We start from the raw sequence: 14,305 nt of genomic DNA, 5'->3' as shown, positions 1-14,305 counted from the left end.
GCTCCGCTCCGCTTACAATTCGATGCCAAAATGGCGCGCCGCGGTGAACACGTCCTTGTCGCCGCGACCGCAGAGATTCATCACCAGCAGATGGTCCGCTGAAAGCGTCGGCGCCAGCCGCGCGACGTGGGCGAGCGCATGCGCCGGCTCCAGTGCCGGAATGATCCCTTCGGTCCGCGAGCACATCTCGAACGCGCGCATCGCCTCGTCGTCGGTGACGCTGACATAGTTGACACGGCCGCTGTCCCGCAGCCAGGCATGCTCGGGACCGACGCCCGGATAGTCGAGCCCGGCCGCGATCGAATGCCCGTCCTTGATCTGGCCGTCGACATCTTGCAGCAGATAGGTTCGATTGCCGTGAAGCACGCCCGGGCGCCCGGCGGTCAGCGACGCGCAGTGCTCGCCGGTATCGACGCCTCGACCCGCAGCCTCGACACCGATCATCCGCACGTCCGTATCATCGAGGAAGGGATAGAACAAGCCGATGGCGTTCGATCCGCCACCGATGCAGGCGACCAGCGTATCCGGCAGCCGGCCCTCCGCCTCGAGGATCTGCTCGCGGGCCTCGACGCCGATGACCGACTGGAAATCGCGCACCATCGCCGGATAGGGGTGGGGCCCGGCAACCGTGCCGATCAGGTAGTACGTGTCGCTGACGTTGGAAACCCAGTCGCGCAACGCCTCGTTCATCGCGTCCTTCAGCGTCGCTGTTCCCGAGCGCACGGGATGCACCTCGGCGCCGAGCAGCTTCATGCGGAAGACATTCGGCGACTGCCGCTCGATGTCTGTCGCTCCCATGTAAATTTCACACTTGAGCCCGAACAGGGCGCAGACGGTCGCCGTCGCGACGCCATGCTGGCCGGCGCCCGTCTCGGCGATAATCCGCGACTTGCCCATGCGCCGGGCAAGGAGGATCTGCCCCAGGGTGTTGTTGATCTTGTGCGCGCCGGTATGGTTGAGCTCGTCGCGCTTGAAATAGATTTTCGCGCCGCCGAGCCGGGCCGTCAGCCGCTCGGCGAAATAGAGCGGGCTCGGGCGGCCAACGTAGTGGCGCAGGTAATACGCGAATTCGCCTGCGAACGCCGGATCGGCGCGTGCCGCGGTGTATGCCTGCTCGACGGTCAGAATGAGCGGCATCAACGTTTCGGCGACGAAGCGGCCGCCATAGATGCCGAAGTGCCCCCGCTCGTCGGGACCACCCCGATGCGTGTTCGCGCCGTCCATGGCCTGTTCCATTCCCGTTAACCGGTGTGTGCCGCCTTCATATAAGACGCTGCTCGCGGGTTCACGCCGAAAACGCGTCGATGCGGCGACTTTAACGCCGGATGGCGCGACGGTTTCAGCTCCGAACCGCGTCGGCAGTATCGAGCATCCGCGCGGCGGCAAGAAAACGGCGGATCGATTCGGGGTCCTTGCATCCCGGCGAGGACTCCACGCCTGAGGACACGTCGATCGCCGAGGCACCGCTCAGCCGGACGGCCGCGGCCATGTTTCCAGCGGTCAGGCCGCCCGCGAGCATCCACGGCAACGGCCACGAACGACCGGCGAGCAGACCCCAATCGAAGGCGACGGCATTGCCGCCCGGGCGCGTTGATCCCGCCGGCGGCCGGGCATCGAAGAGCAACCGGTCGGCGACGCGCGCATACTCATTCACGCAAGCGAGATCCGGCTCGCCAGCGACACCGATCGCCTTCATCACCGGGATGGCGAACCGCTCGCGCACCTCGGCCACGCGCGCCGCGCTTTCGCATCCATGCAATTGCAAGAGATCAAGCGGAACGACCGAAAGCAATTCCTCGAGATCCTTGTCCTCGGCATCGACGACAAGACCCACCCGGACGATGCTCGCCGGAACGAGACGAGCGAGTTGGGCCGCCACCCGCGGTGCGACGAACCGCGGCGACGGCGCAAAGAAGACGAAGCCGACAAAGGCCGCCCCCCCGCTCACCGCCGCCTTAACCCCGGCGTCATCGCGCAGGCCACAAATCTTGACATCGACAGCCATCGGTGGTGGCTCAGCGAGCGAGCGCGACTCCACTCGGGGACTCGGCGCGATCGGGCGCTGCCTGGGGCACCAGCGGGATCGTCGTACGGACTTCGGCAGAATTGAGCCGGGCTGCACGGTCGCGCAGACTGGCAAGCTCCTGCTCCTCCTTGGCCAATCGCCGCTGCAATGCGCGCGCCCGCTTGCGCGTGCCGCCCGCCTGAAACCACGATACGATCGCGCCGACGACGAAACCCGCGCCCAGACAAACGAGCGCAAGGCCATAGACCGGAAACGGCACCGGTTGCGTCAGCAGCGGCCATAAGCTGAGATCGACTGGCGCATGGTTTGAGACGGAAAAGACGATAACAATCAGGACCAGCGGAATCACGGCGATCCAGTACAGCACCTTGCCCACCGTGCGCCTCCTTTCCCCAGAAATAATGAACGCGCTTAGGCGTCGGTATTCAGACGCTCGCGCAATTGCTTACCGGTTTTGAAATAAGGAATGTGCTTGGCCGTGACGCTGACCGATTCGCCCGTGCGCGGGTTTCGCCCGACCCGTGCTCCGCGCTGCTTGACCGAGAACGCTCCAAATCCGCGCAATTCGACGCGATCACCGCGCGCAAGCGCCGCGGAGATTTCCTCGAAGATCGTCGTGACGATGCGCTCGACATCGCGCTGGTAAAGATGCGGGTTGGTCGCGGCAAGGTGGGCAATCAATTCCGACCTTGTCATCGTCCGTCCTTTCTCCCCTGATCCGCAGTGTCCGCGTTGCCGGGTGCGTCCATCCGCGTTCTAAAGCCCTTTATTCAGAGCGAAGGGTGCCAGACCGACACCAGCCCGTCAAGACTAAGTCTTTCTGGGAAAAGCGCTTTTCCACCCACCTGCCCAAAAAGCTCAGACAGCCAGTCGTCTTGGTGCGAAATGTCCAGCTCGTGAATAGGAAGGCTCAGCGCCACGTCATGCGTGTTCGCGAGCCAGACGCGCGCCTCCCGCTCGCCGCCGATCGCATCGATCAGCCCAAGATCCTTCGCCTGGCGGCCGGTGAAGACCCGGCCGTCGGCCACGTCCTTCATTTTCTCCGGCGTCAGCTTTCTGCGCTCGCTCACCATGGTGGCGAACATTTCATAGACGTCGGCAACGAGCTTGCGCGTGGCTTCGCGCGCCTCCGGGGTGAATGTCTCGAGTGGATTGGGCTGCGCCTTGAGCGGACTGCTCTTGATCGTTTCCGGCTTGATGCCGAGCCGTTCCAACAGCCCGGTTACGTCTGCCGTCTGCATGATGACGCCGATCGAGCCGGTCAGTGTTCCGTCGCGTGCGAAAACATAATCGCTGGCGATGGCCGTCATGTAGGCGGCGGAGGTCGCGAGCTCGCCCATCACCGCCACGACCGGTTTGGTTTCGGCGACAGCCTGCAATTGCCGATACAACGCCTCGCCGCCGACCACCGTTCCGCCGGGAGAGTTAATCCGCACGATCAGCGCCTTCGCACTGGTGTCGTCCGCGACCTGAGCAATCGCGGCGTTTCGATCCGGATCATCGACGATAACGCCCGAGATCGTCAGCCGGACGACATAGGCATGCTCACGGACGAGACCGAACCGCGCAAGCACGGCGGCTACGGCGAGCAGGGCGGCGAGCACCGCCGCAACCTGCCACGCGGTCAGCCGCCGTTTCAGCCGGCGACGGTCGACCAACCAGTCCGCGTCGATGGACATCCTTTCCCCGCGGGTACCGCCGGATCGGCCGGAAGCCTTGACTTACGGTTCGCGATCGTCGTTCGCCTCGTCGGCTTGCGCATCCCGCTCAAGCGCGTCGGCCCGTTCCGCCGACTCCCGCTTTTCACGGATGGCGGCACCGAGGATATCGCCCAGGCTCGCCCCGGAGTCACTGGACCCGTAGGCAGCAACAGCCTGTTTTTCCTCGTCAAACTCGCGCGCTTTGATCGATAGCTGCACCTTCCGCGATGCGTGATCGATCTGGGTGATCTTGGCATCGACCTTCTCGCCGGTGGCAAATCGGTCGGGCCGCTGCTCGCTGCGATCGCGCGAAAGCTCGGACTTGCGGATAACGCCGGGCACATTATCGCCGACCCGGACTTCGATACCGCCGTCGAACACGCCCGAAACCGTGCAGGTAACGACACTTCCCTTCTTCAATTTGGAAAGACCCGCCTCGAACGGGTCGCCCTCGAGCTGTTTGATGCCGAGGCTGATCCGCTCCTTCTCGATATCGACGTCGAGCACCTTGGCGGTCACCGTATCACCGCGCTTGTAGGCGGCGATGGCCTCCTCGCCGGCCTGCGTCCACGACAGGTCGGAGAGATGCACCATGCCGTCGATTTCGCCCGGCAAGCCGATGAACAACCCGAACTCGGTGATGTTCTTGACATCGCCCTCGACGACGCTGCCGACCTGATGCCCCTCGACGAACGCGTCCCACGGATTGGGCAGGCACTGCTTGAGGCCGAGACTGATCCGCCGCTTGTCCTTGTCGACGTCGAGAACGACGACTTCGACTTCCTGGCTGGTCGAGACGATCTTGCCCGGATGAACGTTCTTCTTCGTCCAGCTCATCTCCGAGACGTGCACCAGCCCCTCGACGCCCGGCTCGAGCTCGATGAACGCGCCATAGTCGGTGATGTTGGTGACGCGCCCGACGAACTTGGCGCCGACCGGATACTTGAGCTCGACGCCTTCCCACGGATCGGCTTCGAGTTGCTTCATGCCCAGCGAGATGCGCTGGGTTTCGGGATTGAAGCGGATGACTTGGACCTTGACGGTCTCGCCGATCTGCAGCGCTTCCGATGGGTGGTTGATGCGCTTCCAGGAAATGTCGGTGACGTGCAGGAGACCGTCGACACCGCCGAGATCCACAAACGCGCCATAATCGGTGATGTTCTTGACCACTCCTTCGAGCACCTGACCTTCCTTGAGGTTGGCGATCAGCTCGGAGCGGGCCTCGGCGCGCGTCTCCTCGAGCACGGCGCGGCGGGAGACGACGATGTTGTTGCGGGTCCGGTCCATCTTCAAAATCTGGAACGGCTGCGGCGTGTTCATCAACGGCGTGATGTCGCGCACCGGACGGATGTCGACCTGGCTGCCGGGCAGAAACGCCACGGCGCCGGACAGATCGACGATAAAGCCACCCTTGACGCGGCCGAAGATCGTGCCGGTGATGCGCTCACTGCTCTTGAAGGCGCGCTCGAGAACGTTCCAGGCCTCTTCGCGCCGCGCCTTCTCTCGGCTGAGCGACACCAAACCGTCACGGTCCTCGAAGCGCTCGACGAACACCTCGACCTCATCACCCGGGCCAGGCTTCACCTCGTTCGGTCCGGGGATGAACTCCTTGAGGGGCACCCGCCCTTCCGACTTCAGCCCGACATCAACGACGACCATGTCGTTTTCAACCGACACCACCCTGCCCTTGACGACGCGCCCTTCGAACCCTTCGGCCTCGCCAAGGCTTTCGTCGAGAAGGGCAGCAAAACTTTCCTTGCCCGCGAAAGCAACATCCTCGGCGCCGGCGGCGGATACACTCGCGATCATCTGTCTCTAATTCCCTCGATCCTCGTTCGAGCTGACTGTTCGGCCAAGGCTCGCTCCCTGAGCAATGGACCGATGCCGGTCACCCGGTCGTCCAACCTAACATGTTACGCCGACAAGAACGCCACTCTCACCGAGGCGCGCGCCCCGACACGATCATCCCTGCCGCAGCATCGTCGCGGGTCTTAACCCGCCGCAAAAGCCCTTTTGGGCGCAAACCTCGATCGCTGCCGCAAAGACCGCGTCTGGACTGAGCCCGCTCGTATCGAGCACGATGGCATCGCTGGCCGGCTCGAGCGGAGCTACGGCGCGCGCTGAATCGCGTGCGTCACGCTCCTGCATTTCCCGCAGAACGACGGTATCTATAGCTTCCAACCCTCGCCCCCGCAACTCCTTAACGCGTCGCGCCGCCCGTTCTTCGACGGATGCAGTCACGAACAGCTTGATCCCGGCGTCTGGACAAACAACGGTGCCGATGTCGCGTCCGTCCAGCACCGCGCCCGCGGCTCCGTCCGGCGGAGATTGCGCGAACTGCCGCTGGAACGCCAGCAGGGCCGTGCGCACCGACGCGATCGCCGCAACCTTTGAGGCCGCGTTTGCCGCCGCGTCGCTGCGCAGGCCGTTGCCGGCGAGGTCGTCCGCGCCCAACGCCTGCGCCGCCCGCGTCGCCGCGATCGCATCCGCCGGATCATCACCGGCCGCCAGCGTCCTTGCGCCGGTGGCGCGATAGAGCAGGCCGGTATCAAGATAGGCGAACCCCAGATGCGCCGCCAGCCGGCGCGCGAGCGTCCCCTTCCCCGCCGCCGCAGGTCCGTCGATGGCAACAACCCTCGAACGCTCGATCATCGACGTCCTCGTCCTCAGGCGGATCACAGCACCGCCGCGCTTCGATGCCCGCGCGGCCGCGACGGTCACGCGGTTGTTGTGCCGCAACGGCCACGTGGCTGTTGCGACCGGGACGGCGGGTATGCCGTTGATATTGCATCGCGCGGCCTCTGTCGAGACTCCCGCGACCACGCGCGCCGACGCGGCGATTGCCGGAGGAGACGGCGAGGCGGTACACTGCGGCGGCAGCTTTGAGGACGCCTTGATGGACTCCCACGACCTCCCCGGCGCGGTGGAGCGCCTGCTCGCCGCCGGCAATGACGAAGACGGCGCCTTGACGGGAGCCTTGGAGCTGATCGCCGAAGGATTTGCGGCAAAAACGGCGACGGTGCACGCCATCGATGTTTCGAGCGATGCGGAACGGCCGGATCTTGTTATCGTCGCCGATCGCGGGCTACCCGAGGCGGTCCGGGCGCACGTCCGGCATATCCCCTTCGGCAAGGGAATGGCCGGCATTTGTGCCGAACGCCGAGAGCCTGTGACCGTTTGCAACCTGCAGACCGACGACAGCGGCGTCGTGCGGCCTGGCGCGCGCCAGACCGGTGTCGCCGGTGCGATCGTCGTGCCGGTGCTCGATGCCGGCGGGGCCCGGCTTGTCGGCACGCTCGGCATCGGCAAGCCGGGTGAACACACCTATAGCGATGACGAACGCAAGGTCCTCGCGCGGTGCGCCGCCGCCCTCGCGCCACTCCTTCTTGCGCGCTCGGGGGTGAAGGCAGGCTGACGGCGGCGCCAAGCCGGCTCATCGCTATTTTTCGCGACGTGATCCACGTCAACGACACGCCGGGTAAAATCCGGCATTTCCTCCGATCAGACTTATATCAGAGCGTACCTGGCCGCGGCGGGCACGGTGATGAGACTCGTGGGAGCGGAATAACATGGATGACGGGTCCACCCAGCGTTCGATCGCCCGCGACGCGGTTCGGACTGATACGCCATCGTCCAGCATCGACGCCGCGCTCCGCCGTCCCGGCGATGCCGTGGTGCGATCCGGCGATGCCGTGGTGCGAAACGAATTCTTTGTCCGCCATTCCTATGACGTGCACTTCACCCGTGGGCTGTTCGAGCCGGCAAACGCGCTGCTCGCAACCTGCGTGGGGCGAGCCGAGCCAGAGCGGCGCCATAAGCTCTTCGCCGTCGTCGATGGTGGCGTTGCCTCCGCCCGCCCCCGCTTACCGGGCGAGATCGAGGCTTACTGTCAATGCCGGGCCCGCCAGCTTGAGCTTGCCGGCCCGCCGCTGATCGTACCCGGGGGAGAGGCCTGCAAGAACGAGCCGGCCGCATTGCAATCCATCCTCGATGCCCTGCACCAGCACCGCATCGACCGGCATTCGTTCGTTCTCGCGATCGGCGGCGGCGCGGTCCTCGATCTTGCCGGATATGCCGCCGCGACTGTTCATCGCGGCCTTCGCTTGATCCGGGTGCCAACGACCGTCCTGGCGCAGAACGACGCTGGCGTCGGCGTGAAGAACGGCATCAATGCGTTCGGCAACAAGAACTATCTCGGCACGTTCGCACCGCCCTGGGCGGTTCTCGACGATGCCGATTTCCTCGACACGCTCGATCCCCGCGATCGCATCGCCGGCATCGCCGAAGCGGTGAAGGTGGCCCTGATTCGCGATGCCGCGTTCTTCGGCTGGCTGGAAGACAGCGCGGCGGCACTCGCCGCCGGCGAGCCGGCGGCAATGGCGACGATGATAAGGCGCTGCGCTGAATTGCACATCCATCACATCGCCACCGGCGGCGATCCGTTCGAGCTCGGCAGCGCCCGGCCGCTCGACTACGGGCATTGGTCCGCGCACCGGCTGGAAACAATGACCGCCCATGCCCTGCGCCATGGCGAAGCGGTCGCCATCGGCGTCGCCCTCGATACCCGCTACGCGGTCGCGGTCGGGCTGCTCGACGAAACCTCCTTTGAACGGGTCTATGCCCTGCTTCAGCGCATCGGCTTCCGTCTCTGGCACGATTCGCTCGACGCGCGGGACGCGCGCGGCCGCCTTTCGCTTCTGCGCGGGATCGACGACTTTCGCGAGCATCTCGGCGGTGATCTGACCATCGGCCTGCTGACTGCGATCGGCACCGCCGTCGACGTCCAAACGCTCGACGAAAGCATGATCGCCGGTGCCGTCGCCTGGCTACGAGAGCGCGATGGCCGAACTTGCGGCCAAGGCGGCAGCCAAAGTTGCGGGCAGCCATGCGGCTAACCGCCGGGGCCGGGGAACACCTGACCTATTGCACCAACGTGCACCCCGGTGAGACCTGGCCGCAGGTGCGCGCCTGCCTCGATCGCGACGTACCGGCGGTGCGCGACCGCATCGAAGTGGATCACGGCGCCAGCTGGCGCGGCGCCTTCGGCGTTGGGCTGCGACTTTCGGCGGCATGCGCCGAGGCGTTGAGCGCGCCGGACGCCTTCGCCGAGCTGCAGGACTGCCTGGCGCGACACCGGCTCTACGTCTTCACGCTGAACGGCTTTCCCTTCGGCGACTTTCATGGCCGGCCGGTCAAGGCACAAGTCTACCGGCCGGACTGGCAGGAGGAGGCGCGGGTCGTCTACACGCGCAACCTCGCCGAGGTGCTCGCCCGCCTGCTGCCGGATGATCAGCCGTTCGGCAGCATCAGTACGGTTCCTGGCGCCATCAGACCGCGAGGTTCCACGAACGCCGCGATCGAGCGAATCGCCGACAATCTCCTGCGCGGCGTCGCTCATCTCATCGACATCGAACGGCGCAGCGGCCGGCGGTTGATCCTGGCACTCGAGCCCGAGCCATACTGCCTGCTCGAGACCATCGCCGAGGCCATCGCGTTCTTCGAGGCACACGTGCTCTGCTCCGCCGCGCTCGCCCGGCTCGGCACCCTCGCCGGACTGGCGCCGGCCGCAGCCGAGGCGGCACTGCGCCGCCATCTGGGTGTCTGCCTCGATACTTGCCACGCGGCGGTCGAGTTCGAAGACCCGGCAGCGATCCTCGACGACCTGCGAGGCGCCGGCATCACCATCGGCAAGGTCCAACTCAGCGCGGGTCTGCGCATCCCGGCGATGACCCCGGATCTCGTGCCGGCCTTGGCGCGTTTCGATGATTCCGTCTATCTGCACCAGGTGGTCGAGCGCGATGCGCATGGCTTGAACCGCTATGGCGATCTCGATGACGCGCTGTCCGCGTTCGCCGGCCGCGCGCACGCGCCAACGCCGCCGGAATGGCGGGTACATTTTCACGTGCCGATCTTTCGCCCCGACCTCGGACCGTTTGCCAGCACGCAGCCGTTCGTCGCCGATATCCTCGACCAGCACCGGCTCCGGCCGGTTTCCCTTCACCTCGAGGTCGAGACCTATACCTGGGGCGTGCTCCCCGATGCGTTCCGTACCACCGACCTTCCGGGAGCCATCGCACGCGAGTTGAGCTGGGTTATGAGCAGGATTGGATCATGACCCTGCGCGACGCCCTCGTTCTCGGCCGTACGTCCAACCTGCCAACCGTCTGGAGCAACGTTCTCGCCGGTGCTGCCATCGCCGGAGCCGGCATCGCCGATTTCGCCGATCTGCCCGCCCTCGCGGCGCTGCTGATCGCCCTTTCGCTCTTTTACGTCGCCGGCATGTATCTGAACGACGCCTTCGATCGCCGGATCGACCAGTTGGAGCGGCCGTCCCGGCCGATACCGTCGGGCCGCGTCTCGGCGCGGCTTGTCTTCGCCGGGGGTTTTGCCATGCTGGCGCTGGGGCTGCTGCTCCTCGGCGTCGCCCTGCCGTCCACCGTCCCCCTGCCGTCCACCGTCCCCCCGGCCGACACGGCGAGCAACTCCGCGCTGTGGTCCGGGCCGCTGGCTGCGGGCGGTGCCCTCGCCGTCGCCATCCTGGCTTACGATATCTGGCACAAGCAGAACCGCTTGAGTCCGGTATTGATGGGCCTGTGCCGCGCGCTGGTCTATGTCACCGCCGCGCTTGCCTTTGCCGCGCTGAGCCAGGAACTGGCGATCGCCGCGGGCGTCCTGACCTGCTACCTGATCGGCCTAACCTACGCCGCCAAGCAGGAAACGCTCGATCGTCTCGACAGTCTGTGGCCCCTCGCCTTCCTCGCCGTACCCTTCGTCTATACCGTGCCGACAGCCCTCGGCGCGTTCGGTTTTGGCCCGTTCGGATCTGATCCAGGCGGCGGACCGTTCGCGGCGGCGACCGGCCAGTTCGTCGCGTTGCTGTGGCTCGCCTTCCTCATCTGGGTCGGCGGCGCGGTGCACAAGCTGATCCGCCGCCAACCGGGCGACGTTCCCGCCGCCGTCGCCGCCCTGCTTGCCGGGATCTGCCTGCTCGATGCCCTGATCATCGCCGGCTGCGGCGATCGCTGGGGCACCGCCGCCGCGGCGGCGCTGTTCCCGCTCACTCTCTTCTTGCAGCGCTACGTGCCCGCCACGTGATATGGCTTTGCCGCGCCGCGCGCGCTGGCGCCATTCTCAAGGACATGAGCCAGCAAAGACGTGGGTCAGCATCAAGTCCTTGACCGCCGTCGCGGCGATCGCACCGTCGGGTAGCAGTTCCGGCTCGGACGAGATGACGAGGGGCCCGTCCTCGTCCCGCTCGGTCAGGCGGCCATGTGAGCCGCGCACGAGTTCGGGCGTGAGCGGGATGACATCCATCAACGTGCGCAGACCGACCGCCTTCTTTGCCAGTCGCCAGCCGACGGCAAGCTTGGGCGCGCGCAGCTTTGGATCGAGGAACAACTCCACCGGATCGTAGCCGGGCTTGCGGTGGATATCGACGGTGGTGGCAAAGTCGGGCGCGCGGGCATCGTCGAGCCAGTAGGGATAGGCAAACCAGCGATCCCCCCGCGAAATCGCCACCAGTTCGCCCGAGCGCGGATGATCGAGGCCCACCGCCCGCTTGCCTTCGCCATCCAGCACGCTCTCGACGCCGTCGAGACCGGCGATCAGCGATGCGACCGCCGGAACGTCCTCGCGCCGGCGCACGTAGACGTGCGCCACTTGGTGATCGCAGACGGCGAAGGCGGCGGACGCGCCGGCGTCCAGCAACTCGCGCCCCAGTTCTTCGCGTACGGCAAGCAGGCCGGCGCGGCGCAGCGCCCGGTTGGGCAGCACGGCGCTGGTCACCGGGGTCATGCCATACTCGGAGAGCACGAGTACGGCCGCGCCCGCCGCCGTCGCCTGATCGATCAGCGCGCCGCACAGCGCATCGATGGCGCCGAGCGCGGGCGCGATGCGCGGCTCGTCCGGGCCAAAGCGCTGCAAGTCGTAATCGAGATGCGGCAGATAGACGAGGGTGAGCGTCGGCGCGTATTCGGCGAACACATATGCGGCGCAGCGCGCAATCCAGTCGCTCGAAGTGATATCGGCCAGCGGCCCCCAGAAGCGGAACAACGGAAACCTTCCTAGACGCGCGGTCAAATCATCGCGCAGGCGCGCCGGATACGTATGAACATCGGGAATCTTGCGCCCATCGGCGGGGTACATCGGGCGTGGCGTCACGGCGATGTCCACACCTGCGTACATATTGTACCACCAGAAGAGCTTGGCACAGGTAAAGGACGGATCGCGGCGTCGCCCGGCCTCCCAGATCTTCTCGCCGGCGACGAGCGCGTTCGACTGACGCCAGAACAGCACCTCGGCGAGGTCGCGGAAATACCAGCCGTTGCCGACGATGCCGTGGTCGCGCGGAAGAAGGCCGGTGATGAACGTCGACTGCGCCGAACAGGTCAGCGCCGGCAGCACCGTTCGCAGCGGCCTGAGACCGCCACCGGCCGCCAGCCTCGCGAGGTTCGGGGTATGCGCGCCGACGAGGCCGGGTGAAAGACCGACGACGTTGAGGACAAGCGTGCGCCTCATCCGCGATCCCTGCCCACGGCCACCCCGCGGCTATTCGACGATGGTATCGTCAACGCGCGGAGTCTGTCCGCGCAGAACAGTATTGCCTTCGAACAGGATTCTCTGATCGATCGGCTGCGGGCTGAGCCAGTCGTCCTCACCCATCTGGCCGCTCTGCCCGTAGGCGGCAAGCGCGTTGGCGTAGCAGACGCGCACGACATCGGCGTCGGCGATGCCCCGCTGGCGCATCAGCGTCGCCGTCTTCGGCACCGCCAGCGGATCGGAGACCCCCCAGTCGGCGCTGGAATCGACGATGATCCGCTCCGCGCCGTACTTGCGCACGATCTCGACCATCCGCTCGCTGCCCATCTTCGTCTTGGGGTAGATGGTAAAGCCGGCCCAAAAACCGCGATCGAGCACCTCGCGCACGGTCTCCTCGTTGTTGTGATCGATGACCACCCGTGCCGGGCTCACTGCGTGCTCGACGCAGACGTCCATCGTCCGGGACGTCCCCCGCTTCTTGTCGCGGTGCGGCGTGTGCACCATGACCAGCATGTCGAGCTCACGGGCAAGGTCGATCTGAGCACGAAGATAGCGGTCCTCGGCCTCGGTCTGCTCGTCGTAGCCGATCTCGCCGACGGCAACGACGCCCTCCTTGAGCAGGTAGCGCGGCAGGATGTCCATGACCTCCTCGGCCAGTGCCGGGTTGTTCGCCTCCTTGCTGTTGAGGCCGATGGCGCAGTAATGGCGGATGCCGAACTGGGCGGCGCGAAACCGCTCCCATCCGACCAGCGCGGAAAGATAATCGACGTAGGAACCCGCGGATGTGCGCGGCTGGCCGATCCAGAAGGCCGGCTCGATGACGGCAACGATCCCCGCCGCCGCCATCGCCTCGTAATCGCTCGTCGTGCGCACGCTCATGTGGATGTGCGGATCGATGTAGTGCGTCATGCCTCGTTCCTGACTGCCTCGCCGGATTGCCGCAGCGGCACGCGGTTGCAAAAGACCAGCATCACGCTCGCGGACGTCTGGCCACTGGGAACACGCCGGACTTGCCCAAAGCGGGTCAATCCGCTGGGAACCTGATCATGCGCGGCAGCCTCAGGCGACGACATCGTTCCAGCCGATCCTTCCGGCCCGGACGAGCGCCGCGAGCTCCGCCTCGTTGTCGAGAACCGCCGCCGCCTGCGGGCGCGGGCACGCGGCGAGCGCCAGGGCCGCTGCCGTTCGCTCCTGCGCCGTGCCCGCCTTCAGCACGCGCTGCAGATCCTCGATGGCACCGCCCTCGGCATGGGGACCGACGCAGCGCCATAGCTCCGGGCTAACCTCCCGCCCCGCCGCCCAGCGCTCGTGAGCGTAATCGCACAGCATGACCGCGAGGTCCGCGTTCGCGCGCGAATCGATTCCCTGGATCGGAGCGAGCGCGCTACCGACAAAAAGGGCTTTCAAGATCAGTTGATTCCACGTCGCCTGGGAAAACTGCTCCGCCGGATAGGGGTTGCGATGCGCCACCGCTTCGAACACCGCCTTCATGTTCGAGCGAGCCCCCTCGCTCGCGCGGGAAAGGTAAAGATCGGGGCAGGGAAACAGCGGCAGACCGCGATAAAACGCGACGAGTTCGCCAACGTCGGCGGTCACGAACAATCGCTCGAGCAGGCGATGCAAGCGTTCGCCGTCGCCGACGGCAAGAAGCAGTCTCAGGCGAGCGGCCTGATCGACCGACCATCCCCGCGGATCCCATCCGGGCCGACGGGCAGATGCCGCAGCGACGTCGGCATCATCAAGGATGAGATCCTGCTTACCGATCCGGCGCGGCACAAGGCTGACGACGAGAAACAGATCCTTGTCGGCGCCGCCGGCGACGATACGCTCGATCGCCTCGCGCAGCCACGACGCGCTGTCCACAGGTAATTGCCGGTCGAGCCAGCTGCCCAGCAACGCGGCGGCCGCCGTGCCAGGACCGTGCGTCTGCAGATCACCAGCGGCCATCGTGGTTTCGTCGTGTCGCATCTTGCCCTTGCACTCTGCGCTCGCGCGGCGGCCAATCACCCGCGCACCCTTCGATGCCCGAGGCATCGCGAGC

14 protein-coding genes are annotated in these 14,305 nt (G+C 66.1%); 4 read left to right on the top strand and 10 right to left on the bottom strand.

Annotated elements, in window-relative coordinates; genetic code table 11:
* Positions 1-12: 12 nt before the first annotated feature.
* From trpB to IPK66_06740, 7 genes are all read right to left on the bottom strand, one after another.
* Complete coding sequence (trpB, locus tag IPK66_06770) at positions 13-1,236, bottom strand: tryptophan synthase subunit beta (protein ID MBK8174960.1); 1,224 nt, start codon at positions 1,234-1,236, stop codon at positions 13-15.
* Between the two features lie 103 nt (positions 1,237-1,339).
* On the bottom strand, positions 1,340-2,005 hold the full coding sequence (locus IPK66_06765) for a phosphoribosylanthranilate isomerase (protein MBK8174959.1): 666 nt from the start codon (positions 2,003-2,005) through the stop codon (positions 1,340-1,342).
* Positions 2,006-2,015: 10 nt separating this feature from the next.
* Positions 2,016-2,402, bottom strand: coding sequence for a LapA family protein (locus IPK66_06760; GenBank protein MBK8174958.1), 387 nt, complete (start codon positions 2,400-2,402; stop codon positions 2,016-2,018).
* 35 nt (positions 2,403-2,437) lie between these two features.
* Entirely contained in the window at positions 2,438-2,722 is a 285-nt protein-coding gene (gene ihfB, locus IPK66_06755) for an integration host factor subunit beta (GenBank protein MBK8174957.1), read from the bottom strand.
* A gap of 74 nt (positions 2,723-2,796) precedes the next feature.
* Positions 2,797-3,705, bottom strand: coding sequence for a signal peptide peptidase SppA (gene sppA / locus IPK66_06750; protein ID MBK8174956.1), 909 nt, complete (start codon positions 3,703-3,705; stop codon positions 2,797-2,799).
* A 42-nt stretch (positions 3,706-3,747) separates the two neighbouring features.
* Positions 3,748-5,535, bottom strand: a complete 1,788-nt coding sequence (gene rpsA, locus IPK66_06745; protein ID MBK8174955.1) for a 30S ribosomal protein S1 — start codon at positions 5,533-5,535, stop codon at positions 3,748-3,750.
* 153 nt (positions 5,536-5,688) lie between these two features.
* Positions 5,689-6,378, bottom strand: coding sequence for a (d)CMP kinase (locus tag IPK66_06740; GenBank protein ID MBK8174954.1), 690 nt, complete (start codon positions 6,376-6,378; stop codon positions 5,689-5,691).
* A 244-nt stretch (positions 6,379-6,622) separates the two neighbouring features.
* Between IPK66_06740 and IPK66_06735 the strand changes: the two genes are divergently transcribed.
* From IPK66_06735 to IPK66_06720, 4 genes are all read left to right on the top strand, one after another.
* Positions 6,623-7,141: a GAF domain-containing protein gene (locus tag IPK66_06735; GenBank protein ID MBK8174953.1), complete on the top strand. Its 519-nt coding sequence runs from the start codon at positions 6,623-6,625 to the stop codon at positions 7,139-7,141.
* 154 nt (positions 7,142-7,295) lie between these two features.
* The gene (locus tag IPK66_06730) at positions 7,296-8,621 is read left to right on the top strand and encodes a 3-dehydroquinate synthase (protein MBK8174952.1); all 1,326 of its coding nucleotides are present in this window, start codon (positions 7,296-7,298) and stop codon (positions 8,619-8,621) included.
* Positions 8,612-9,841, top strand: a complete 1,230-nt coding sequence (eboE, locus tag IPK66_06725) for a metabolite traffic protein EboE (GenBank protein ID MBK8174951.1) — start codon at positions 8,612-8,614, stop codon at positions 9,839-9,841. The genes IPK66_06730 and eboE overlap by 10 nt, the downstream gene beginning before the upstream one ends.
* Positions 9,838-10,821: a UbiA family prenyltransferase gene (locus IPK66_06720; GenBank protein ID MBK8174950.1), complete on the top strand. Its 984-nt coding sequence runs from the start codon at positions 9,838-9,840 to the stop codon at positions 10,819-10,821. Before eboE ends, IPK66_06720 begins: the two co-directional genes overlap by 4 nt.
* Positions 10,822-10,857: 36 nt before the next feature.
* Here the strand turns inward: IPK66_06720 and IPK66_06715 are convergent, their stop codons facing one another.
* The 3 genes from IPK66_06715 to IPK66_06705 form a co-directional block, all read right to left on the bottom strand.
* Positions 10,858-12,243: an alkaline phosphatase family protein gene (locus IPK66_06715; protein MBK8174949.1), complete on the bottom strand. Its 1,386-nt coding sequence runs from the start codon at positions 12,241-12,243 to the stop codon at positions 10,858-10,860.
* A 30-nt stretch (positions 12,244-12,273) separates the two neighbouring features.
* A complete protein-coding gene (locus IPK66_06710; GenBank protein MBK8174948.1) occupies positions 12,274-13,173 on the bottom strand; it encodes a TatD family hydrolase in 900 nt (299 codons plus the stop codon).
* Between the two features lie 150 nt (positions 13,174-13,323).
* A complete protein-coding gene (locus IPK66_06705; GenBank protein MBK8174947.1) occupies positions 13,324-14,211 on the bottom strand; it encodes an EboA domain-containing protein in 888 nt (295 codons plus the stop codon).
* Between the last annotated feature and the right edge of the window lie 94 nt (positions 14,212-14,305).

The sequence above is a fragment of the Rhodospirillales bacterium genome (assembly GCA_016712595.1).
Classification (GTDB): Bacteria; Pseudomonadota; Alphaproteobacteria; order Rhodospirillales; family Defluviicoccaceae; genus Defluviicoccus.
This window is presented reverse-complemented; position numbering and strand designations above follow the sequence as displayed.